The 22,995-nt window shown below is 48.6% G+C and carries 12 protein-coding genes; 5 read left to right on the forward strand and 7 right to left on the reverse strand.

The annotated features are described in order from the left end of the window. The first annotated feature begins 55 nt into the window (after positions 1 to 55). Complete coding sequence (locus tag DXD78_RS04290; RefSeq protein WP_005826049.1) at positions 56 to 745, forward strand: DUF6250 domain-containing protein; 690 nt, start codon at positions 56 to 58, stop codon at positions 743 to 745. Positions 746 to 751: 6 nt separating this feature from the next. Continuing rightward, on the forward strand, positions 752 to 3,838 hold the full coding sequence (locus DXD78_RS04295) for a chondroitinase family polysaccharide lyase (protein WP_009037420.1): 3,087 nt from the start codon (positions 752 to 754) through the stop codon (positions 3,836 to 3,838). Positions 3,839 to 4,023: 185 nt separating this feature from the next. On the opposite strand, the gene DXD78_RS04300 is transcribed toward DXD78_RS04295, so the two are convergent. Both DXD78_RS04300 and DXD78_RS04305 read right to left on the reverse strand, forming a co-directional pair. Continuing rightward, positions 4,024 to 4,992, reverse strand: a complete 969-nt coding sequence (locus tag DXD78_RS04300) for a tRNA-dihydrouridine synthase family protein (protein ID WP_009037419.1) — start codon at positions 4,990 to 4,992, stop codon at positions 4,024 to 4,026. A gap of 2 nt (positions 4,993 to 4,994) precedes the next feature. Beyond that, entirely contained in the window at positions 4,995 to 6,128 is a 1,134-nt protein-coding gene (locus DXD78_RS04305; RefSeq protein WP_009037418.1) for a glycoside hydrolase family protein, read from the reverse strand. Between the two features lie 194 nt (positions 6,129 to 6,322). On the opposite strand from DXD78_RS04305, the gene DXD78_RS04310 reads away from it, so the two are divergent. Next, complete coding sequence (locus DXD78_RS04310) at positions 6,323 to 8,803, forward strand: polysaccharide lyase family 8 super-sandwich domain-containing protein (RefSeq protein ID WP_009037416.1); 2,481 nt, start codon at positions 6,323 to 6,325, stop codon at positions 8,801 to 8,803. A gap of 319 nt (positions 8,804 to 9,122) precedes the next feature. On the opposite strand, the gene DXD78_RS04315 is transcribed toward DXD78_RS04310, so the two are convergent. The 4 genes from DXD78_RS04315 to DXD78_RS04330 all read right to left on the reverse strand — a co-directional run bounded on the left by DXD78_RS04315 (position 9,123) and on the right by DXD78_RS04330 (position 19,647). Then, the gene (locus DXD78_RS04315) at positions 9,123 to 10,607 is read right to left on the reverse strand and encodes a RagB/SusD family nutrient uptake outer membrane protein (RefSeq protein ID WP_009037415.1); all 1,485 of its coding nucleotides are present in this window, start codon (positions 10,605 to 10,607) and stop codon (positions 9,123 to 9,125) included. Between the two features lie 29 nt (positions 10,608 to 10,636). Then, complete coding sequence (locus tag DXD78_RS04320) at positions 10,637 to 13,714, reverse strand: TonB-dependent receptor (RefSeq protein WP_008662101.1); 3,078 nt, start codon at positions 13,712 to 13,714, stop codon at positions 10,637 to 10,639. A 170-nt stretch (positions 13,715 to 13,884) separates the two neighbouring features. Then, complete coding sequence (locus DXD78_RS04325) at positions 13,885 to 15,444, reverse strand: arylsulfatase (RefSeq protein ID WP_008662099.1); 1,560 nt, start codon at positions 15,442 to 15,444, stop codon at positions 13,885 to 13,887. A gap of 129 nt (positions 15,445 to 15,573) precedes the next feature. Continuing rightward, positions 15,574 to 19,647, reverse strand: coding sequence for a hybrid sensor histidine kinase/response regulator transcription factor (locus tag DXD78_RS04330; RefSeq protein WP_009037414.1), 4,074 nt, complete (start codon positions 19,645 to 19,647; stop codon positions 15,574 to 15,576). A 189-nt stretch (positions 19,648 to 19,836) separates the two neighbouring features. Between DXD78_RS04330 and DXD78_RS04335 the strand changes: the two genes are divergently transcribed. Both DXD78_RS04335 and DXD78_RS04340 read left to right on the forward strand, forming a co-directional pair. Then, positions 19,837 to 20,919, forward strand: a complete 1,083-nt coding sequence (locus DXD78_RS04335; RefSeq protein ID WP_009037413.1) for a phosphotransferase enzyme family protein — start codon at positions 19,837 to 19,839, stop codon at positions 20,917 to 20,919. Continuing rightward, the gene (locus DXD78_RS04340; RefSeq protein ID WP_009037412.1) at positions 20,910 to 21,644 is read left to right on the forward strand and encodes a carbohydrate-binding family 9-like protein; all 735 of its coding nucleotides are present in this window, start codon (positions 20,910 to 20,912) and stop codon (positions 21,642 to 21,644) included. Before DXD78_RS04335 ends, DXD78_RS04340 begins: the two co-directional genes overlap by 10 nt. Before the next feature lie 563 nt (positions 21,645 to 22,207). Here the strand turns inward: DXD78_RS04340 and lpxA are convergent. Beyond that, positions 22,208 to 22,975, reverse strand: coding sequence for an acyl-ACP--UDP-N-acetylglucosamine O-acyltransferase (gene lpxA, locus DXD78_RS04355; protein ID WP_009037409.1), 768 nt, complete (start codon positions 22,973 to 22,975; stop codon positions 22,208 to 22,210). Positions 22,976 to 22,995 lie beyond the last annotated feature (20 nt).

The raw sequence follows: 22,995 nt of genomic DNA on the forward strand, positions 1-22,995 counted from the left end.
GCCCCTCTTTTTCCAAAAAGAGGGGTTTCTTTGTACCGTACTAATACATTGAAATATGCGGTTACAACTTCTTTTGATGCAACTTCTCTTATGTGTCCTCCCCGGTATGGAGATGGGCGCTTCCTGCCGGCTTACCGCCTGGGTCGTGGAGGATTCTTCCGGAAAAGTGGAAATTACATGTATCGGCGATACGATGGATATTGTATCTCCGGACGGGCTGTCCCTTTGGTATAAGGAACGGTTGACGGGAAACTATGAGATTACCTACCGGGTACAAGTGGTGGTTGAGAATGGTAGCTACGACCGTCTCAGCGACTTGAATTGTTTTTGGGGGGCCGATGACCCCCGGCATCCGGATGACTTCTTTGCCCGCAGTGCATGGCGCAACGGCGAGTTCAAGAATTACAATACGCTGGACCTTTACTATGTGGGCTACGGCGGTAATGATAATGGAACTACGCGTTTCCGTGAATACCATGGAGAGTATTATGGAGTGGACGATGCAAAGATTAAACCCATCTTGAAAGAGTATACCGATGCCGCCCACCTTTTGAAGCCCAACCATTGGTATGAAGTTAAAATCCGTGTGGAGAATGGAGCCACCACTTATGCCATGGATGGTGAAGAACTTTTCAGCTTACCGGTTGCCGATGGCAAAGGAGACGGCTATTTCGCCTTACGGTTGTGGCAGAACCACGTACGTTTTGCAGATTTCCAAGTAGCAAATATCGATAACCTTAAATAAACAGACATGATGCAATTCAGTAAATGGAAAATAGGAGCGGTAGCGCTCGTTTGCATGTTGCTGCCGGGCAGTGTACATGCACAAATCGTGAAGAATGAGCGCTTGCTTTCTTTTGAGGAGAAGCAGGTTCCGGCGTTTGTCACTACGGCAGCTGGTTCGCAGTTGGGCATTAGCGACGAACATTATAGGGATGGCGACCACAGTTTGAGCTGGACTTTCGAGCCGGGTGCCGCACTGTCTATCAAAAAAGACTTGAAGTTTGAGAAGAAAGACCCGACGGGGAAAGACACCTATCTTTCGGCTTTCATCGTATGGGTGTACAATGAGCAGGCCCAGGACAAGCAGATTCGGTTCGAGTTCCTGAAGGATGGCAAGGTATGCACCTCTTTTCCTTTTGGCATCAACTTCACCGGTTGGCGCGGAGCATGGGTATGTTATGAACGCGATATGCAAGGCACCCCGGAAGAAGGGATGGACGAAATCCGCATTGTAGCCCCCGACGTGAAAGGGAAACTCTTTTTCGACCATCTGATTACTGCCAGCAAGGTAGATGCCCGCCAGCAGACTGCCGACTTGCAGGTACCGTTTGTAAATAAGGGAACCACCAACCACTGGCTGGTTATCTACGAACACTCCTTGTGGAAACCGGACATCCCTCTGACAGACGTGACCGAGGCGCAGAAGCAGGATATACGGATTATGGAGAAGCGTTTCCGCGGCATGCTCTACACACCTTCCGCGCTTTCGGACAAGGAGATGCAGTCCATCCGTGAGAAGTATGATTTTTATCGGATTACCTACAAGAACGGCAAGGTAGCAGGACGTCCTATCTATTTCGTACGTCACTCCGAGGCATACGAACGTATGGTACCCGATTGGGACAAAGATATGTTCTCCAGACTGGGGATAGAGATAAGCGACTATTTCAACCTGATGAAACGCGTCGCCATCGCCTACAACAATGCGGAGGATGCGGCGCTGAAACACGAGTTGAAGCAGAAATTCATCGCCATGTACGATAACGCCACCGACCAGGGTATTGCCTATGGCAGTTGCTGGGGGAATATCCACCATTACGGATATAGTATGCGCGGTCTGTTTGTGGCTTATTTCTTGATGAAGGACGTGTTGCGTGAGGCAGGTAAGCTGGAAGAGGCGGTACGTACGCTCAACTGGTATGCCATCACCAATGAGGTATATCCCGAACCTGCCGTCAACGGTATTGATATAGATACGTTCAACACCAAGTTGCAAGGCCGCATAGCCAGCATTCTGATTATGGAGGATACCCCGGAGAAACTGCAATACCTGCGTTCCTTCTCCCGTTGGCTGGACAAAGGCTGCCTTCCTGCGCCGGGACTGGCCGGTTCTTTCAAGCCGGACGGTGCTTGCTTCCATCATTGCAACAATTATCCTGCCTATGCAGTGGGCGGTCTGGACGGTGCCACTAATATGATTTACTTGCTGAGTGGTACCGAGTTCCGTCTGTCCGAGCAGGCACACGAGACGGTGAAGAAAGTGCTTCTCACCATGCGTTTCTATTGCAATCTGAAGCAATGGTCGCTTTCCATGTCCGGACGCCATCCCAACGGGGGAGGAAGCCTGATACCTATCCAATATGCCACGATGGCCATTGCCGGTACGCCGGATGGCAAGCTGAAATATGACCCCGAAATGGCGGCTGCCTATCTGCGCCTGGTTGCCTATACAGAAGCTCCGGACAAGAATGCGCCCGACTATCTGCCGAAGGCTTCTACCCGCCACGAATTGGAGATGAAGAAGTTGCTCGAAGCCCAAGGCTTCCGTCCGGAACCCGACCCGCAAGGCAATTTGGCTTTGGGTTACGGCTGCGTGTCCGTACAGCGTCGTGACAACTGGGCTGCCGTAGTTCGCGGACATTCCCGTTATCTCTGGGCTGCCGAGCACTATCTCCCCGCCAACTTCTATGGCCGTTATCTGGCACATGGCAGCATGCAGATTCTTACCGGAAAACCCGATGAAATGGTTACTTTTGCCACCAGTGGCTGGCAGGAAGCCGGTTTCGACTGGAATCGTATTCCGGGTGTCACGAGCATTCATCTGCCTTTCGACCGGCTGCGTGCCCGGGTCTTGAATGTCGATACCTTCTCCGGTATGGAGGAGATGCTCTATTCCGACGAGGCTTTTGCCGGCGGTTTGTCCCAGGCGCATCTGAACGGAAACTTCGGCATGGTGCTGCACGAACATGACAAGTATAACGGTTCTCACCGTGCCCGCAAGTCGTTCCACTTCTTCGACGGCACCATTGTATGCCTCGGTACGGACATCGAAAACCTAAATACCGAATATCCCACGGAAACCACCGTGTTCCAGCTTGCCGCCATTACTCCCGAAACCCGCCGGTACTGGGAGTCCTATCAGAGTGATGGACAGACTTATATAGACCCCAATGGCGTAGGTTATTACATTTCCAAAGCTTCCCGCCCTGATGCCCGGTATGAGAAGAACTTCCCGCAAGTGACCGTGGGCGAGCGTAGCACCAAGCCCACTTCCGGTGACTGGGTGTCCTTGACATTGCAGCATGGCAAAGCTCCGAAAGGCGCTTCCTACGAATATGCAGTGCTGCCCCATACGGATGCCGTCGCTTTGAAAGCATTCGCCAAGAAACCCACTTACAAGATTCTCCGGCAAGACCGCAACGCCCATATTGTGCGCTCTCCGGCAGACGGTCTTACTTCTTACGTCTTGTTTGAGACTCCGCAGGCTCTGCCCGACGGCGGATTGTTGCAGAAAGCCGATACATCGTGCCTTGTCATGATACGCGAATATAAGGACAAGCTTCTGCTGACTGTTTCCCAACCCGACCTGGCCTTGTATCGTGGTCTGAGTGATGAGGCTTTCGATAAAGACGGAAAACGTATTGAGCGCAGTATCTATTCACGCCCGTGGACTGACAATGAGAGTCAGGAGATTCCCGTAACCGTTACTTTGAAGGGACAGTGGAAGGTTGCCGAGACGCCCTATTGCAAGGTGTTGTCGGCAGACAAGAAGCAGACAGTGTTGCGTTTTACTTGCCGGGATGCTGCAAGTTTCGACGTGGAGCTGAAGAGATAAGGACAGTGTCTGCCGGACATTAACTTCCAATACCTAAAACACCCGGATGTTTTACCCTATAACATCCGGGTGTTTTCCTATAAAAGATGGGGATGTTTTCACCCAAAACATCCCCATCTTTTGGCTGTTAAGTATCAGTGTGCTGTTTCCTTTCTTCTATTATGAATGAATTTGGAAATAAATGTCTAATATGTTCCGAGCAGGTTGCTCACCGCCGCTTCATAATTGGCTAACTTCGTGGTCTTGTGTATGGTCTTTCGCGCCTTACGGTCTCCGTCCGGCAGCAGATATTCCCAGAAGCTTTTCATTTTCGTCAGCAGTTGCGTGTCTCCTCCTTGCAGTTGCTCTCGGTAGCTGCCGAACACCTCGGTGTGTAGTTGTCCCACTTTTTTCGCCATTTCATCGGAAGAAATCGGGGTTCCTTGCTTGTATTCCAGCGCCAGGGCAGGATTGGCGAGTAGCCCGCGGCCGATGACGATACCTGCCAATCGGGGGAACCGTGTGGTGATAGAACGGATATCGTTCGCGGTATGCAGGTCTCCGTTGTAGAACAGAGGGTGGGTGCACTCTTTGTAGAAAGCTTCAAATCCCTCCAGGTCTACCTCTCCTTTGTATTGTTGCTTGCCCAGACGCGGGTGCAGGATGATGTGTGCGAGGGGGAGTTCGTTGAACAGCGGTAGCAGGGCAAGACACTCCTCCGCCTGCTCCCAACCCAGACGCAGCTTCACGGAGAAACGGATGTCGGGATGCCGGTCGATGGCTTCGGAGAGCAGCGCCTTCACTTCTTCGGGATAGGGCAGCATGCCGGAGCCATTGTGGCGCCGGGCCAGCATCGGAAAAGGACAACCCAAATTGATGTCCGTTTCCCGGTATCCTTTTTCGATGAAAAGGGACATTATGTGCTCCAGCTTGTCCGTATCCGGAGCAATGAGCTGGGGGATGAGGTGCAGGTCCGGGTTGTGGTCCGGCTCAATGTCACGGGCATCTTTCCGCCGGATTTCTCCGTGCTCCATGCGTACGAAAGGAGAGTAATAGGTCTCTATGCCGCCGAAAATGCGTGCATGCGCCCGCCGGTAGACGGCATCGGTATAGCCTTGCAGCGGGGCGAAGTGGATGGGTAATATGTTCTCGTTCATGGCTGCAAAGATACACATTTTTACTTCCGGTCTTTGATGGGAATCACCATATTCCAAGAACGGGATGCATTTTCGAACCCTCCGGGCCCGTCCATCGTGGCAAAGAAGATGTAGGCAGGCTTTCCGTCCTCGAAGAGGATGAAGGGGCGTTCCAGTTGCCCTTGCTTCTCCACGCTGCCGTCTTCCCATTCCACGGTGAGCGAGTAGGCTTTCGGGTCTTTATCTACAGTCCATTGGATGCCGTCTTTGGAATGTGCCATGACGCCTCCGCCCCGTTCGCCGGTAAACTTGGCTACATGGTCTTTGAAGATGGCATGATAGCCGTCTGCATCTTTCCAGAGGAAAGGGTCTTCCGCTTCGCCCTGACCGTCTACTTCAAAGATGGGATAGTCATTGTTCAGCACCCGATAAGGACCTTCTATGGTAGGGGCATAAGCCATTCCGAGGCTCATGGCCGAGTGCAGGTAACCGTTCGTGTAATGTCGTCCCTTGAATATCATCATCACCGAACCGTCTTCTTGAATGATAGGAGAGGGGTTTGAGGTCAGAAAACTGTAGAAAGTATTGGGCTTGGTCTTCAAGATGGGCTCGTCCAGGCGTTTCCACGGACCGTAGGGCGAGTCGGCAACGGCCAGTCCCACACGTTTGTTGGCACGGGCAACGGTACACCAGGGGCTTTCCAGGGTGAGTTGTTCGTAAGTAGGGTCGGCAAAGGGGTGGGTGGAACCCATATAGATAAGGTAGTATTTTCCGTTCTGTCTCAAAATGCGTGGATTGTGTGTGGAGCGTCCGTCCCAGTATTGCGCGCCACGGGCAGGGAGGGCCACTTCGCTGAACCGGTAAGGTCCTTGCGGTACCTCGGATACGGCATGTACAATCTCCGAGGCTACCATCCATCCCGGATGGAACGGCAAGCTCTTGGGAAAGCGGGAAACGAACATATGGTACTTGCCGTCATCTCCTTTCACTACCGAACTTCCCCAGGCCCAATAGCCTTCGCACTCGAAAGCTGGTGTACGTGGAGCTTTGTCCAAGTGATGAAACAGTGGGTTTTCCGACTTCTGTTTCAGTTCTACCAGATTGTCCAGCTTCTGGGCAGAAGACGTTATAGCTATGAAAGCGGCAAAGAGAAAAAGCAGATGATGTCTTTTCATGGGGAATGTTGTTAATAAGGTTATTATGATGAAACAAAGATAGCCAATCTTTTTATGCCTGCTGCCGCACTCAGCCAGTTCCGTACGAAAACTGCATCTGTTTTGTATGATTGCCGTCATTTCTTCCCTCTGCCTTTCATTATATTTGCTGAAAATATAATCGGACATTATACAATAACCAATACGATTCTAATATGCAGAGAAACCTTATTCTGACCATTCTCGGCCTTTGCTTGGCCGCACCTGCTTTTCCGCAGGAGAAGGAAACGCAGTTTGCTTTCAATAATTATCACCGTTACTACAACGAAGCCCGGCAGCGGGGGGATGCAGAGAAGGAGAAGTCCATCGAGGCTTTCCGCGCTTCCTTTGCGCAGCATCCTTACCGTTATCATTCCCTGGACACCCGGTTGAGTGCGCAGGAGTGCCTGGCACAACTCACTGCCGACGGTATCTTTTCTGGTTTAAGGGGGCAGGAAGAGCAATTCCGCAAAGAGAATGCCTTTCAGAAACCTTACTCCAACCCGCAGGCTGAAATAGGCTTGTTCGTGGCGGATGCCTTCAACCGTATCTGGAAAGTTGCGGATGCCTATCGTAAAGGTGAACTGACAGAAGAGCAGGCCTTGTCCGGTAAAGTGCTGAAGGCAATCTTGCATTACGGCGGTATCGAAGCAGGACGCCCCAATGACGGTCCCCGTTTCCATGCATCTTGCTTTGCCATACCTACGGCAGCGGTCAATACTTATTTCTGCTATCTGAAACAGATGGATGATGCGGAAGGCGGGAAAGGCGGCACATTGCTGCAAGAGGTATGTGATATGTTGAAAACCATAGCCTTACAAGCCTGGACCCAACCTCTCCGCCACGACGAAACCGATGGGAATGTAGTTTCCATTTCCCGTTTCCGCAACCATGTGTGGTGGGTGGGCGGCAATGCATTGGCCTATCGTTCCCTATTGCCCGTGGCCGCCATGTACCGTTCCATTCCTATGATAGACTTGCTGGCGGAAGTTTGCCAGCGCGGTATCAGTATGACCTCCCAAACTACGTATTCCGATGCTTTTTGGACTGAGGGATTCACTGCCGACGGGGCAGGTTGGGGACATGGAAAGCAATGCCTGATTTGGGGCTATCCCATTGACGGGACTTCCAATGCACTTAAAATGCTGAATATGCTGAAAGGCTCTCCCTGGGCCAAGAATCTGGGCCGGGATAATGTGCAGGCACTTCTTAATTTCCTGCGTGGTGGTGCCTGGTATTATTATAAGGGATATCGCCTTCCTTGCCTGGACCGTGGCTCGTATGTATATAATCCCACAGAGCTTTCCATCCCTTATGCCGGAATGCTGGATAACCTTATCGGCAACTGGATGGACTCTTTCACCCCCGAAGAGCAGCGGGAACTGTTGCAATTGCAGCAAGAGGTGAAGAAGAATCGCATCATGATGGAGGAGTATGCTCCGGGCATCTATTCCGGTACCCGTTGGTTCTTCAACAACGACGACTTGATAAAGAAGACCCCCGACTATCATATCACGATTAATATGGCCTCTGTCCGTTGTGACGGACTGGAGAGTGCCGCCAGTTTTGCTGATGCCTACAATTTCTATCCGACGGATGGAATGACGTTGTTCCAGCGCAGCGGCGATGAGTATTTCCGGATTATGGGCGGTTGGGATGTCACCGCTTCCCCGGGTGTGACTGCACGCGAAGGCATGGACAAGCTGGTTCCCGTAGAGAATTGGCGTGGTTATTGCAGCAGGAGTAATTTTGCTGCCGGTGCTACGGATGGCGGGAGTAATGCCGTTGCAGGATATATCTTCGAAAAGATGAACGCTTCTGCGAAAGAGGGTGTGAACGACAAGGGGAACAGTGAGGGCTTGAACGAGGTTCTTTATGGCTTCAAGGCATATAAGTCTTATTTCATTCTGGGAGATTACATGGTAGCTTTGGGTGCGGGCGTAACCAATAAGCGTCCTGAACTGGATGGGGAGATTCGTACCACCATCGACCAGACGGCTTGGACGGATGAAGTTTTCTCGATGAAAAGGGGAAAAATGGAGCTTGTCGCTTCCGGCACTCACTCGCTTTTGTCGGCAGATGGTACTCCCCTCTGGCTGGTGCAGAAAGGTAAGTTTGCCTATCGGATACTTCCTGAGTATACCCGTGAAGCATTTGTTACTTGCGAGACTCGTCCCACAGATTGGGTGAAGCGGAACAAGGTGAATGAAAAGAAACAAGGCTTGCCCTCAGAAGCCAGAATCCTCCGTCTGTGGGCAAATCATGGACAGCGTCCGGTTGATGATACCTATGGCTATGTGGTTTATGCAGGCCGGCAGATACCATCGGATGAACTGCCGTTCCGGGTATTGCAGAACGATACCCTGGTGCAGGCGGTCTGCTCTATGGATGGAAAGGTGGTGGAAGCCGTCTTGTATCCCGGCAATAAAGGTTTGCAGGCAGAAGGTTTGTCTCTTTCCGCTTCTGCCCCGTGTGCGGTGCTGATAAGGGAAGAAGCAGGGGAGATTGTGGTTTCTGTCACCGATGCTTGCATGAATGCGGCTCTGAAAGGGATTCGGATTGTTCTCAATGGAAGGGAAATCAAAGTACCTATGCCGCAGAGGATGTTTTGTGGAAAACCGGGGGTAATACGTGTGGATAGAATGACAAATCAATGATATAGATTCTTTTATTGATTACTTTCTGGGCCTATATCGGTCTACTCACTACTTTTGTTTCTACACAAAAGTTTCAAAATGAATAATATCTGTCGCGATGTCAGGCTCTAATGGTATATTGGGAATAGTGTGATATAGTTGCTTTTGACGTTCAAGACCATTCCTTATTTGGTTGGATGTCTTTGGGGCAGTATTCATTGTATTGATAAATAAAAGGGAGGAACCTCACGGCCCCTCCCTTTCGTACATATCAAATTGATTAAGGTCTATTTGATTTCTTGATAAATAAGGTTAGAAGTTTTGTGTTATTCTGTTTCTATTAATAACCGGCATTATTGGTCCATTGTGTTAACTCAATCTGTTGGTAGGGGATTGGGAAATAATAATGGTTGTTTCTTTGGAAAAGTGAACCATCCCAAGTCTCGGCTCTTACTTCACTTACCTTCTCGAGACGGACTAGTTCGAACCAACGCTTCATTTCGGCAAAGAATTCCCATCCTCGCTCATTGGACACTGCAGTGGTGAAAGCGGTGGGGTCGGTAGTGGTAGTCAGTTGGCTGTCTGCATATCCGGCACGTTTCTGTATTTCCTGAATAGCCTGGATAGCTTGCGTATTCACGCTGTTGGTTGCACGAGTGGAGGCTTCGGCATACATCAGCAGGACTTCGGCATAACGATAGATGCAGGTGATACCGTTGGCAAGCTGGCTACTACCCGGTGCGCCATTATCATAGTTGTAATATTTCGAGATAGCAGGTAACTTGTCACCGCTCTCTTTGTAAGTGACATGGCCACTTTTAGTGTTCCATTCCGTCATGTAGTTCCAGGCTTTCCGTTCATCGTCTGGATAGTTCAAGTAGAAGGCTTCGTTACCGTAATAATCGGCCCAACCGGCGGGGATAAAATCGGCTGGATAATAGGACTTCCCATAGTTACTGGCTGTTTTTAGCTTTGCATTATGGTGGATGGCAAACATCACTTCATTGGCTTGTTCTTTGTTGGCTTCTTTCCACAATTCAGCATAGCTCTCGGTCAGATACAGTCCAGAGTTGTCTATGATATTTTTGGCTGTTGTAGCTGCCAGGCTATAATATTCTTGTCCTTTTTTTAAAGGCCAGCCTGCCATAGTCATGTAGGCGTCGGCGAGGCAGGCTTCAGCTGCCCATTTAGAGGGAGTGGAGCTAAAACCGCTACGGCTCTTGGTCGGTAACAGTTCTACTGCCTTTTTTAAACTTGGAATAATAGCTTGGTCATAGATGTCGGCTACAGCTGTTCTCGGCATATTAGTGGCAGCGTCTTCTTCCGTCAGAATCAGAGGTAAATCACCATACATGCGTACCAGATAAAAATAAGACAATCCACGGAGGAAGTAGGCTTCACCTAATACTTCTTCATATTGTTTGGCTAAGGTAGCGTCTTCAGGAAGCACCGCTTTGTTGATGAGTTTGTTGGCGTTGTTGATTACAGTAAAGAATAATTCCCATGTAGTCTTGTAGTCTGCATTGTTGGCTGTGATATTGGGGGTCAGTCGGTAGTAATTAGCCAGTTCATTGTTGGCTTTTGCTGCACGATATGTAATGTCATCTGCGCATACATTGATGCGTTGCAAGCGGCAGTTGAATCCGTAGTTACCATTCCATAAATCGTTGTAAAGCCCTGTTGTAGCTTGTTGCAGGCTGGTCAAATCCATACGTGCAATATATTCTTCTTCTGTAATGAAGGATTGTGGCTCTTGAGTCAGGTCCACACAAGAGGTTGTGAGGAACATACTACTTGTAATTACTATATATGCTAATTTTTTCATATCGTTCTTTTGTTTAATAAAGTTAATCATTAGAATGCAAAGTTTAAACCAATGAGGTAGTTACGGCTGTTAGGATATGCACCCCAGTCTACACCTTGTACCAATGGACTACCCATGGTAGCTTCAGGATCCAGTCCAGAATAGCTGGTAATGTGGAACGGGTTTTGAATAGAAGCATATACGCGCAGGTTGCTGATGCCTAATGCTTTACAAGCCAATTCTGGTAATGTGTAACCCAAGGTAATACTTTTCATCTTGATAAAACTTCCGTTCTCAACAAATCGCGTGGAGAAGAAATCTTTGTTTTCGGTTCCTCCATTGGTAAAACCTGGTACATTCGTATTAGTATGGGTAGGTGTCCAACGGTCCAAGAAGTCACGCATTGGGGTTACACCAGCTACCTGTTGACTTCCGATGAGACCGAAGCCTATCTGTTTGGTCGCATTATAGATGTCGAATCCGTGGAAGCCTACTACGAAGAATGAAAAGTCGAAGTTCTTGTAATTGAAACTATTGTTCCAACCCCAGTTGAATGTCGGTTGTCCGCAACCGATAATGCCTTGGTCCTCAGTGTTAATCTTTCCGTCTTTGTTGACATCTATATATTTAGAATTACCTGCAACAACTCCATATACTTTACCGTTGGTCTCACCAGTGGCGTTCCCGTTGGCATCAATGAATGGAGCGTTTACTTCATCTTCCTGCCAGATACCGTCAAAGGTATATCCCCAGAATGTCCCTAATTTTTCACCTTCAATCATTTGGAATAATTGGTTCTGGTAGTTACCAGCTTGCTGTTGGCGGTGGTTGGGAGTTGGTATACTGGCATAAGTACCTTTGTTGTGTGCCAAAGTAAGGTCTGTGTGCCAGTTGAAATCTTTATTGGTAAAAGGGTCTGCACTAATAGTAAATTCAACACCAGTATTTTTAATTTCACCAGAATTCATAAGTAATGACGAGTATCCCATGTGGGTAGGTTGTGCCAGTTCCAGTAGAATGTCTTTGGATACTTTGTTGTACCAATCGGCTGTTAAGCGAACGCGACCATTGAGAATACCAAAGTCAATACCGACATTGACCTGGTCGTTACGTTCCCATTTTAGGTAAGGAGCGGCGGGACGGTCTACTTTATAGGAAGTGCTGCCATCGCTGTTTCTTACGGGTGACATTTTGGAGTAAATACGATAAGCTTCTACTGATTGATTACCTACGGAGCCATAACCTAAACGAAGTTTTAGTTGGTCGATGAAACTGTTCTCTTTCAAGAAGTTTTCTTGTTTCAAATCCCAAGCCAAAGCGGCGGAAGGGAAGTAACACCATTTGTCTTTCAATCGTGAAGAGCCGTCGGCGCGTATGGAAGCCGTAATCATATAGCGATTCATGAATACATAATTGACACGTAACATGCCTGACATCAATGTATTGATGATGCGATCTGAACCGATAGCGGCAAGATTAGCGTCAGACCATGCCAAGTTGTTAATACCAATACGGTCGATATAATCCAGATTATAGGCAGTACTTGTGTGGTTGTAATTATTATCGTAGGATTGTTCGAATACAGCTGTTGCATTGATACGGTGATTTTTATTGAACTCCTTGACATAACTCAGTGTATTGGTGTTCAGCCAGGAAGTATTCCAGTAACTGCGCGATTGTCCTTGGGTCATTTTGTTCTTGTAGTTGTAATAGCTATCTTCGTTTTCTACTGAAGTGTTCAGTCGGTTGTCGAATAGGACACCTAATTGTGAACGGAATGTTAGTCCATCCAATATATTGAACTGTACGTATCCCTGAAGACGATTATTAATGGTCTTGTTGGAGTTGTTTGATTCCCAAATGTATCCCATAGGATTGTAGGTTGGACTGCCATCAAAGAAGGCGTTGTTATATTCTCCGTTCTCCTTTTTAGGAGAGATTGTGCTAGGGAAGTACATGGCTTGTTGAATCAAACCATCGTATTGTGTGATACGGGGAGCTGTATTATTGCGATAGTGTCCATAAATATTCAGTCCGGCTGTCAACCATTTTTTGATTTTAGTATCCATCTTCAAGCGCCAACTGTAGATTTGACTGTCTGATTCTTTAATGATACCTTTGTCATCTTGATAACGGAGTGATGCTAAGAAAGTGGTTTTCTCGCCACCACCGGCTATAGAGAGTTCATAGTTCTGGGTAACTGCAGTGCGGAAAATTTCTCTTGAGTAATCGAAACCTGCTGTTCCGTTCTTGAAAGCTTCTAGCTCTGCTGCACTGTAATAGTGGTTGTCTTCATAACCAAATTTTTCTTTACCGAATTCGTTCACCAAATTGGCATATTCGTATGGAGAGAGGTTGTCAGCATACTTAGCTACTGTCTTGATATTAGCAAAAGCATTAAAAGATACAGTCAATTTATCTTTGTCAGGATTTTTAGTAGTAACCAAGAGGACACCGTTTGCACCGCGAGAACCGTAAACAGCTGTTGCAGATGCGTCTTTCAATACTTCGATAGATTGAATATCGGAAGGATTCAACGACTGAAGGGAACCACCGATGAAACCGTCGATAACAACCAAAGGACCGGTTTCTGCTGTGATAGAGTTGATACCACGTACACGGATGGTATTGTCTTCAGTAGGATTACCGGAACCAGAGAGAACTGATACACCGGCCATACGTCCCTGCAATGCATCGGATACATTACCGGTCGGGGTATTCTTCAATGCATCTGCTGCTTTTACAGAAGCAACTGCACCGGTCAGGTCACTCTTACGTTGAACGCCGTAACCCACTACGACAACTTCCTGCAGCAATTGGCTGTCTTCTGCCAGTTTTACGTCGATTTTGGTCTTTCCGCCTACGGCAATCTTTTGTGTCTGATATCCGATATAGGAGAATACGAGAGTTGCGTTTGCCGGAACATTGGGAAGGGTGTAGTTTCCGTCAATGTCTGTGATACATCCGTTACTTGTTCCTTCCACCTGGATAGAAGCACCAATCACCGGACCTAAGTTGTCAGTCACTGTACCTGTTACTGTGAGATTCTGTGCATTGGCCTGCGTGGCAAATAGGACAGAAAGCAACATAATACCTAATGCTTTAAAGAAGCTGGATTTCTGTTTCATAAATATTAATTTAATTAGTTATTAATAAAGGTTGTTTCTTTGTTTTGTACTCACTTCAGAGTTGAATCACATCGCAAATGTAGGGGATGGAATATACAAATGCATTAGTTAATAGTTCGCAAAAAGTACGAATTCGTACAAAACTTGCGAACTATACCACTCTTGTACTTTTATTCCCTTTCACTTTGGTTCTTTGCTTCCTTCACCTCTTCCAGTAGGGCAGAGAGCGTTTTTACCTTGTCCGGATGGGCTTCTGCCACATTGTCTTTTTCGGACGGATCAATGGAAAGATTGTACAGTTGGGGCTGCGGGGCGTTGCCCATTTCTATTTTTGTCCAATACTCCAGTGCCGGCTTGTCGCTGGGCTCTATGTATTTCCAGTCTCCTTGGATAATGGAGAGTGTATTGTCCAGATTCTGTTGTACAATATAGTCACATCCGGCAGTATCGGTTCCCAGGAAGTTGTTGAGCTGGTCGCGGCTGTCGGGAGCGATGCCTGCTTCCAGCGGATGGTTCAGCAGGGCGGCGAATGAAGCGTATACATCAATCATGGAGAAGGGGGCTTGTTGTTTGCCGGGTTTGATGCCATTGGGCCAGCGTACAATGAAGGGAATGCGGGTACCGGCATCGAAAGCGCTGTACTTCCCACCGCGGTAGTGCTTCATGGGAGTATGGCCGTTCAGCAGTTCGCGTGCCTGGTCCTGATAGCCGTCGTCTATGACGGGACCGTTGTCACTGCAGAATACAAAAATGGTGTTGTCGGCAATGCCGAGGCTGTCCAAAGTGTGCATGATTTCACCCACGGTCCAGTCCAGCTGGAGGATGACGTCGCCACGTACGCCCAAACCACTCTTGCCGGCGAAACGCGGATGTGGCACGCGGGGAACATGTACATCTTGCGTACCCATGTAAAGGAAGAAAGGTTCGTCTTTATGGGCTGTGATGAAGTTCTTAGCTTTGTCTGTAATCACGTCGGCAATGTCTTCGTCTGTCCAAAGGGCGGATTTGCCGCCGGTCATCCAGCCGATGCGGGGGATGCCGTTGATGATGGTGTTATTGTGCCCCTGGCTGGGTTTCATCTTGACGAGTTCGGGGTTTTCGAGACCGGTGGGCCAGTCACCGACCTTGTGGTCGTAGCTCACAGTGATAGGGTCGTTGGGGTCGAGACCCACTACATGTCCGTTCTCTACAAAGACGCAGGGAACGCGGTCGACGGTAGCGGGGATGATGTATTCATAGTCAAAGCCGATGTCTTGGGTGTTCGGTTTGATGGAGTGGTTGAAGTCTGTACCGCCTTTAGGGCCCAGGCCGAGGTGCCACTTGCCCACTGCTGCAGTGGCGTAGCCTTCTTCCTTGAACATATCAGCCATAGTGACGCAGGCGGTATCGATGATGAGTTCGGAATTGCCCGGAGCAATGCCGGTATTCTTCTGTCGCCAGGGATACATGCCTGTCAGCAGGCCGAAGCGGGAAGGGGTGCTGGTGGAAGAAGTGGCATAAGCGTTGGTAAACTGCATGCCTTGTCCGGCAAGGCGGTCGATGTTGGGAGTGCTTACTTTGGTGGCACCGTAACAGCTCAGGTCGCCGATACCCAGGTCATCAGCAATCAGATATACTACATTGGGCTTCTGCGGCGAGTGCTCCGAAGTCTTGTCTTTAGGTTGGCTTCCGCATCCCGCTATCAGGGCTGCACCGGGAATCAGAGACCACAAGGGGGAAAAATGCTTCATAGTTCTTTGACTTTAGATTGTAATTCTGAGGTCAAAGGTAAGAGGTTTTATGGAATCGGGTGTATAAGGAAGTACAAGGGAAGGGAGAAAAAGTACAAACCGTATCATGCGATGGCTTGATGTACAATATTAAGATGTCTCTTCACTGTCTTCCGTACTTTCCTCTCCTCCATTCTCTCCTTTGCGGTAGGCCAGTGGGCTGACATGGTAAATGTCCTTGAAGCATTTGGAGAAATAGCGTGAAGAACTGAAACCGATCCGGTCCGCAATTTCAGTGATATTCAGCTCCGGATTGTTGCGCAGCATTAGAGCGCCTTTCTTCAGGCGGATGGTCAGGATAAAGTCGTTCGGAGTTTGTCCGGTGATAGCCTTCAGCTTGGTGAACAGATTGGTGCGTGCCATTGCCATTTCACGGGCAAAGACGTTGACGTTGAACTCCGTATCGTCCAGATGTTGCTCGATGACTGCCATGGCACGGTCCAGAATCTCCTTGTCTATGGGGTTGGTGGCAAGCATCTGTACAAAGGCTTGCGGCTGCTTGCTGAACTTCTCCTGCAGGAGGATGCGCGAGTTCACGAGGTTGTTGCAGCGCGAAATCAATAGATTGGTGTTGAACGGCTTGGTGATATAGTCATCCGCACCGATGCGCAGTCCCTCGATATTCTGTTCGATGGCAGTACGTGCCGTGAGCAGTACCACGGGAATATGGCAGGTGTTGAAGTCGCTCTTTATCTGTTTGCACAGTTCCGTTCCCGACATGTTGGGCATCACCACGTCGCTGACTACGATATTGGGCATTTCGCTGCGCACCAGTGCAAGTCCTTCCGCTCCGTCGGCCGCAGTCAGCACTTCGTAGAAGGGCTTGAAGATACCTGCCAGCATGTCGCGGATGGAGTCGTTGTCTTCCACTATCAGGATTTTTGCATCCGGGAGTCGTTTGATGGGAGCACTCTCTTCCAGCTCCGCCTTGAGCAGGGCATCGTTTTCCGGTTTGGGAATTTCTATTTGTTGCACACTGTCTGCATTCTTATTTATTTGCTCTTCGTCAAACTGTGCGTTCCCCAATTGCAGGTTTACGATGAAGCTGCTACCTTTGCCCAGTTCGCTTTCCACACGGATGGTGCCGTGATGGAGCTCCACGATACCCTTCGTCAATGCCAGGCCGATACCCGTACCCGTCTTGCTTGCATCTGTAGAGTCCATTTGGTCTATCTGGTAGAAGCGGTCGAATATCTTGTCCACTTCCCGGGCATCTATGCCGCTGCCGGTATCGGTCACGCGGATGACGGCATTGCTGCCTTCGGTCTTGATGCTGAGGGTGATGCTGTCTTCCGCCTTGGTATGCTTGACGGCGTTGGACAGCAGGTTGTTTATCACTTTCTGCATCTGTTTTTGGTCATACCATACTTCGAGGCTGTCTGTTTCCTTCTCGAAGTAGAGGCTGATTTGTTTGGCGCTGGCATATTCCAGGAAAAGCAGATAGTTTTCGTATAGGAAGTTCACGATGTTGTGTGGACTTACCTTTATCTTCATGTGCCCTTGTTCCTGCTTGCGGAAGTCGAGCAGCTCGGTGATGAGTTCCCGTAGCTGTATGCTGTTCTTGTAGATGCCCAGTACCTTGTTATATATGGCAGGCGTGAAGTTCTGGAGTTGCATCAGCGTTTCCACTTGGGCCACGATGAGTGTCAGCGGGGTGCGGAATTCATGGGAAATGTTGGTGAAGAAACGTAGCTTTGACTGGTTCAGGGCCTCTACGTCACGGATGTGCTTCTGTTCGTACTTCAGTGATTCACGCAACTTGATTCTGGACTTGTAGGTACGCACCAGATACCAGAGCAGGATTCCCGTCACTATCAGGTAGATAAGATAGGCAAGGGGAGTCTTGTAGTAGGGAGGCAACACGTGTATGGTCAGGTGGACTTGCGGACAAAGGCTCTCGTCTTTTCCGTTGGGCTTTATAATCAAGTTATAGGTTCCGGCATTCAGGTTGGTATAGGTGATGTTGTGCAGTCCACGGGCACTGTTCCAGTCGTTGGAGAAGCCTTCCAGCTTATAGATGATGTCGTCTTTGTTGGCGGCTACATAGTTTGAAGTGGCAAACTCTATGCTGAACATGGACTGGTCAGCGTTGAGCGTAATCTCGGGGGTGCAGTACAAGGCTTGCTGCAGGATACCGGTCTCATCTCCCACTTGTATTTCCGTTCCGTTCACAATGAGGCGGGAGAGGATGATTTTGTAGGGTTTCGGCGTGAAGTTCAACTCCATTTCATGGAAAGAAATCATTCCCTGCGTGCCTCCCAGGAATATTTCTCCGTCACGGGTCACGCAAAGGGCATTCTCATTGACGGCAGTCATTGGGAAACCGTTTTCGGCACTGTAGTTCAGAAATGCCTTTTGCCGGTAGTCGAAGATGGAGAAGCCCTCGTTGGTGATGAGCAGCAGTTTGCCGCTGGTGGGGGATTCCTCCGTCTCATAGATACAGTCGCTGGAAAGGCCGTTCTTCGCTTGGTCAAAGTTCTCGAAGTCGTTGCTGGCAGGGCGGTATAAGTCCAGTCCGCTGCCCGAAGTGGCGAACCACAGATTGCCTTTGCTGTCTTGGGTAATGTTGTTTACATTGTTGTTGCTGATGCTGTGTGGGTCGGCAGTATCATGGCGGTAGTTGGTCAGTTTGCCGGTATCGAAACGGTAGCTGAACACACCTTCGCCCGTGGCTGCAATCCAGAGCGTACCGTTGCTGTCGAAAGTGACATCTGCCACCATCTTGATTTTTTTGCCTTCTTTGCTGTCCTGGAACAGTTGTTGGCATTTCCCGTTGGCAGGGTCGAAGAGGCAGATTCCGTTTTGGGTGGCTATCACCAGGTGGTCTTGGTAAGGCGCGATATCGCGGATGATGTCGGAAGGCAAGGTCTCCGGATTACCTGCTTCCATGCGGTAGTGTGTGAATCGCCCCGAGCGTATGTCCAGTCTGTTCAGTCCGCCCAGATGGGTTCCTATCCAGATGATGTCTTTGGAGGCATCATAATAGAGAGCCTTGATGTTGTTATGGGAAATACTGTTGGGACCGATTTCCGGGCGGAACCATTTGAACTCACGGGTACGGCGGTTGTAATAGTTCAGTCCGCCCCCTTCGGTGCCAATCCACAGATTGCCGTCCTTGTCTTCTATGGTGCGGCCTACAACCGGATTGCTCAGCCCCTTCTTTTCGATGGGCGAATACATATAGCGGCTGTATATCTCGTACTCGGGGTTGAAGTAGTTGACGCCGCCAAAGTAGGTCCCCAGCCACAGCGTTCCTTGGTTGTCCTTTACGATGCACCAGATGGAAGAGTGTGTCAGTCCGTCGCTCTGGGCATCACTGGCAGTGTGGTTCTGGAAGAGTCCCGTACTTTTGTCATACCGGTTCAATCCGTTGAATGTCCCAATCCAGATGTTTCCCAGATTGTCTTCACAGCAGGCTCGCACGAAGTTGGAAGAGATGCTGTAAGGGTTCTTTGCGTCGTATTCAAAGATTTCGATGGTTCCGTCGGTCTTTACATGGTGCAGCCCTTCTTCCCAGCTGCCAATCCATAACTCGCCTTCGCTGTCTTGGTATATGCTGGTGATGTTGCCTTTCAGGATGGGGTGGGTCAGCTCGTTCTTGTCCAGTTGCAGGCGGTATGCTCCGTCGGTGGTCGTTCCAATCCACATTTGTCCTTTGTCCAGATGCATACAGCAGATTTCCAGACTTTTTCCGGGAAGCTGGTAATAGAGGTCAAAGTTCCCGGTCTGCTCGTTATAGCGGTAGATTTCATTCTGTTTTCCGATGAAAAGGGCCTCTTTGTAATATATGCTGTGCACATTTCCTTGCAGCAGGGTGGTGAATCTTTGGGTGGCGAGATTGAACTCGGCTACTCCTTCCGTACAGAGCAGGTAGATTTTTCCGTTACGGTTGCCGGCCATGCGCAGCACGGTGTTGCAGAAAAGGCTGTAAGGGTCGTTCTTCTGCAGCTTGTAAGTTTGTATGTCTTCTCCGTCATAACGGTTCAAGCCTTCTCGGGTTCCAATCCATAAGACACCGTTTTCATCGATGTAAAGGCTGTTCACGGAGAATTGTGACAGACCGTCGTCGGTTGTCAGATGGTTGAAGGTGATGTTCTGCGCCTGCAGGGTTGCAGCAATCATGCTTACTGAAACAAGAAGCAGCCGGATGATAAACGTTCGCACTTTTCGGGTAGTTTTTAAGGTTTCAGTTACAAATATAGGTATATTTTGTACAAGACTTCTTATTTATTAGGCAGTTTTTGCGGCTATGTTTGGATAAATGTATAATTTTGGAAGCGCGCCGAACGATACTTGTCTTTTGATAGATGGCAATCGGCGTATCTTTGTAAACAAATTAATTCATTTATTATCATGAAAGACCTTTTATCTATTGTATCTCATTTTCAAATGCAGGGTACGGTTCGTGAAATCAAGCCTTTAGGCTCAGGTCTGATTAACGATACGTACAAAGTGACCACCGTTGAGGCCGATGCGCCGGACTATGTTCTGCAACGTATCAATCATGCCATTTTCCAGAATGTAGAGATGTTACAGTCTAATATCGAGGCTGTGACCGGGCATATCCGTAAGAAGCTGGAAGAGAAAGGAGAGGCCGATGTCGAGCGTAAAGTGCTTCATTTCATCCCCACGACCGAAGGGAAAACCTATTGGTATGACGGTGAGAACTACTGGCGTATCATGACTTTTATTCCCCGTGCCAAGACTTACGAGACGGTGAACCCCGAATATTCCTATTATGCGGGAACTGCCTTCGGTAATTTCCAGGCTATGCTTGCCGACATTCCAGATACATTGGGCGAGACAATTCCCGATTTCCACAACATGGAGTTCCGTCTGAAGCAACTCCGTGACGCTGTGGCTGCCGATGCGGCGGGACGTGTGCAGGAGGTGCGGTACTTCCTGGATGAAATAGAAAAACGTGCCGATGAAATGTGCAAGGCAGAACGCTTGTTCCGTGAAGGCAAACTGCCCAAACGGGTATGCCACTGTGATACGAAAGTAAACAACATGATGTTCGACGAAGACGGTACGGTGCTTTGTGTCATTGACCTGGATACGGTGATGCCCAGCTTCATCTTCTCCGATTATGGCGATTTCCTTCGCTCAGGTGCCAACACGGGGTTGGAAGACGACAAGAATCTGGATAATGTGAACTTCAATATGGAAATATTCCAGGCATTTACCAAGGGTTATCTGGAATCGGGCAAATCCTTCTTGTTGCCGATAGAGATTGAGAATCTGCCTTATGCGGCTGCCTTGTTCCCATACATGCAGTGCGTACGCTTCCTGGCAGATTATATCAACGGTGATACTTATTATAAAATCCAGTATCCGGAGCACAATCTTGTGCGTACCAAGGCTCAGTTCAAACTGTTGCAGAGCGTGGAGGAGCATACACCGGAGATGAAAAAATTCATTGACTCATGTATCTGAAAAAGTTTTTAATGACGATAGCTGCCGCTCTTTGCATGCTGCCGCTGTCTGCAATTAATCCCCAAAATAGTAAAATGAAAGAATTGAATGTAAAGAAAGTAAGTGTGGCCAATATACCGGTAGAGTCGGTTCCGGCTCTTATGGATGAAGAGAAGGTGGCGTTTCAGCCTGTAAACACTGTGAATTGGGCTGCTTTTCCTTATACTCCCGATGTGGAATTCCGCATAGCGCATACGGAAGATGCCATTCTGCTGCATTTCAAGGTAAGGGAAGCGAGTGTACGCGCAGTTGCAGGCCACGATAACGGTCCGGTTTGGGAAGATGCGTGTGTAGAGTTCTTCTCTGTGCCTGCCGGTGACGGAGTGTACTACAATATGGAGTGTAATTGTGCCGGAACTCTGCTTATTGGGGCAGGTGCCGGACGTGGAAACCGCCAGCATGCCCCGCAAGAGGTGCTCGATAAAGTACAGCGTTGGGCTTCTTTGGGACGTGAGGCTTTCGACGAAAGAGTAGGTGAGTGTGCCTGGGAAGTGGCCCTGGTCATCCCTTATTCCGCTTTCTTCCTGCATGACATCACTTCGTTGGATGGAAAGACGCTCCGTGCCAATTTTTATAAATGCGGTGACAAGCTCCAGACTCCCCATTTCCTTTCCTGGAATCCGATAGGTCTGGAGAAGCCGAACTTCCATTGCCCGGAGTTCTTCGGTACCCTGCATTTCGAGTAGTAGTAGAACAAAAAATTACTCAACCTGCCCTCACCACTATCACCGCTTTTCTGAAACTCCCTATTCATCGCCCTTTCAAGGGTGAGTGAGAGCAAATAAAAAGGGTGAGGGCAAATTTTACCCTCACCCTTCCGAGCGTACCCGGTTGCTTCCTGCTTCTTTCCCCGTTTTTTATAGGACAAGACAGACCATTGTCTACAGAAACAGTATAATAAATACCCTTTATATACTTAATCCGTTAGTTCACAACACTGAACAGTTTGTTCCAGCATTAGAGAACACTTTGTTTCAGTATAGAAAAACACTTTGTTTTCATATAATGGAACGAACTGTTTTGTTAAGGGAAACAAAGTGTTTTCTATAAGGAAACAAAATGTTTAGTTAAAGGAAACAGTTTGTTTTACTTAGCATACTGCCTGGAATGAATATGCATCAAAAAATAGTAAAAGATAATGCAGGAACTATTGTAGAGGAATATAGAAAAAGGCACGAACTACGCAAACTTACAGAAAAGAATTTATCCATCCGTATTGTCTGCGTGATTCGTGCCCGAAGAAGGGTGTTTACTTCACGATTCCTTTGGAATTCTTGATGAAGTTGATGATATTGTGTATCTCGTCACTCATCGGTACTTGGTCTTCAATCTTCTGCAAGGCATCCTGCACGCTGAAGTTTCCCTGGTATACCAGACGGTAGGCATTTACGATATGGCGCAATACACGTTCGCTCACCTGGTGTTTGTGTTGAAGCACAGCAGCGTTGATACCGTGGTATTCCGCCGGATTACCGTTCATGATGATATAGGGCGGCACATCCTTTGATATGCGGCAGCCAGCTTGAATCAGTACCCAACTTCCAATGTGGCAGTATTGGTGCAGAATGACGTTGCTGCTCAGAATGGTGCAGTCGTCTATCTGACATTCTCCGGCTACGGTAGTCTTGATACCCAGTACACAATGGTTGCCTATCTGCACGTCGTGGCAGAGGTGTACACCATCCATCAGGTAGTTTTCATTGCCGATGCGGGTAGCGCTTCCTGCATGGGTAGCACGGCTGACAACCACGTTCTCGCGGATGTCGTTATTATCACCGATAATCAGCATGCTGTTCTCTCCCGTATAATGGAAGTCTTGCGGTTCGGCACCCAGAACGGCATTGTGATGCACTTTGTTCCCTTTTCCCATGCGGGTACCGTGCAGAATTTTTGCCCCCGACATAATAATACAGTCATCACCGATTTCCACGTTCCCTTCGATAAAAGCAAAGGGCTGGATGGTTACATTCTTGCCGATTTTTGCGGCAGAATCTACATAAGCTAACGGACTTATCATAGTAATTAGCGATTAATGAT

Origin of the sequence: Bacteroides sp. D20, assembly GCF_003436255.1 — a bacterium.
Classification (GTDB): Bacteria; Bacteroidota; Bacteroidia; order Bacteroidales; family Bacteroidaceae; genus Bacteroides; species Bacteroides uniformis.

Excerpts from the sequence above, each read along its gene's own strand:
- DXD78_RS04310 (WP_009037416.1), top strand. The coding sequence starts at position 6,323 with ATGCAGAGAAACCTTATTCTGACCATTCTCGGCCTTTGCTTGGCCGCA.
- DXD78_RS04320 (WP_008662101.1), bottom strand. The coding sequence starts at position 13,714 with ATGAAACAGAAATCCAGCTTCTTTAAAGCATTAGGTATTATGTTGCTT.
- DXD78_RS04340 (WP_009037412.1), top strand. The coding sequence starts at position 20,910 with ATGTATCTGAAAAAGTTTTTAATGACGATAGCTGCCGCTCTTTGCATG.
- DXD78_RS04290 (WP_005826049.1), top strand. The coding sequence starts at position 56 with ATGCGGTTACAACTTCTTTTGATGCAACTTCTCTTATGTGTCCTCCCC.
- DXD78_RS04325 (WP_008662099.1), bottom strand. The coding sequence starts at position 15,444 with ATGAAGCATTTTTCCCCCTTGTGGTCTCTGATTCCCGGTGCAGCCCTG.
- DXD78_RS04315 (WP_009037415.1), bottom strand. The coding sequence starts at position 10,607 with ATGAAAAAATTAGCATATATAGTAATTACAAGTAGTATGTTCCTCACA.
- lpxA (WP_009037409.1), bottom strand. The coding sequence starts at position 22,975 with ATGATAAGTCCGTTAGCTTATGTAGATTCTGCCGCAAAAATCGGCAAG.
- DXD78_RS04335 (WP_009037413.1), top strand. The coding sequence starts at position 19,837 with ATGAAAGACCTTTTATCTATTGTATCTCATTTTCAAATGCAGGGTACG.
- DXD78_RS04305 (WP_009037418.1), bottom strand. The coding sequence starts at position 6,128 with ATGAAAAGACATCATCTGCTTTTTCTCTTTGCCGCTTTCATAGCTATA.
- DXD78_RS04300 (WP_009037419.1), bottom strand. The coding sequence starts at position 4,992 with ATGTGTATCTTTGCAGCCATGAACGAGAACATATTACCCATCCACTTC.
- DXD78_RS04295 (WP_009037420.1), top strand. The coding sequence starts at position 752 with ATGATGCAATTCAGTAAATGGAAAATAGGAGCGGTAGCGCTCGTTTGC.